This is a genomic window from Haemophilus sp. HMSC061E01, assembly GCF_001810345.1.
Lineage (GTDB): Bacteria > Pseudomonadota > Gammaproteobacteria > Enterobacterales > Pasteurellaceae > Haemophilus_D.
Genome location: NZ_KV801004.1, coordinates 1 through 747 on the forward strand (window position 1 = coordinate 1; position 747 = coordinate 747).

Annotated in this window: 1 protein-coding gene; it reads left to right on the forward strand. The window is 43.8% G+C overall.

What is annotated here, in order from left to right; genetic code table 11:
- Positions 1-2 precede the first annotated feature (2 nt).
- A partial coding sequence (locus HMPREF2732_RS03415; RefSeq protein ID WP_148129034.1) for an elongation factor Tu occupies positions 3-747 on the forward strand: 745 nt, incomplete at its 3' end.

Consider the following 747-nt stretch of genomic DNA (forward strand, 5'->3'; position numbering starts at 1 on the left):
AAATGTCTAAAGAAAAATTTGAACGTACAAAACCGCACGTAAACGTGGGTACAATCGGCCACGTTGACCACGGTAAAACAACTTTAACAGCAGCAATCACAACCGTATTAGCAAAACACTACGGTGGTGCAGCTCGTGCATTCGACCAAATCGATAACGCGCCAGAAGAAAAAGCGCGTGGTATCACAATCAACACCTCACACGTTGAATACGATACTCCAACTCGTCACTACGCACACGTTGACTGCCCAGGACACGCGGACTATGTTAAAAACATGATTACCGGTGCGGCGCAAATGGACGGTGCAATTTTAGTAGTAGCAGCAACAGATGGTCCTATGCCACAAACTCGTGAGCACATCTTATTAGGTCGCCAAGTAGGTGTACCTTACATCATCGTATTCTTAAACAAATGCGACATGGTAGATGACGAAGAGTTATTAGAATTAGTAGAAATGGAAGTTCGTGAACTTCTTTCTCAATATGATTTCCCAGGTGACGATACACCAATCGTACGTGGTTCTGCATTACAAGCATTAAACGGTGTTGCAGAATGGGAAGAAAAAATCCTTGAGTTAGCAAACCACTTAGATACTTACATTCCTGAGCCAGAGCGTGCAATTGACCAACCGTTCCTTCTTCCAATCGAAGACGTATTCTCAATTTCAGGTCGTGGTACAGTAGTAACAGGTCGTGTTGAGCGTGGTATCATCCGTACTGGTGATGAAGTTGAAATCGTTGGTATCA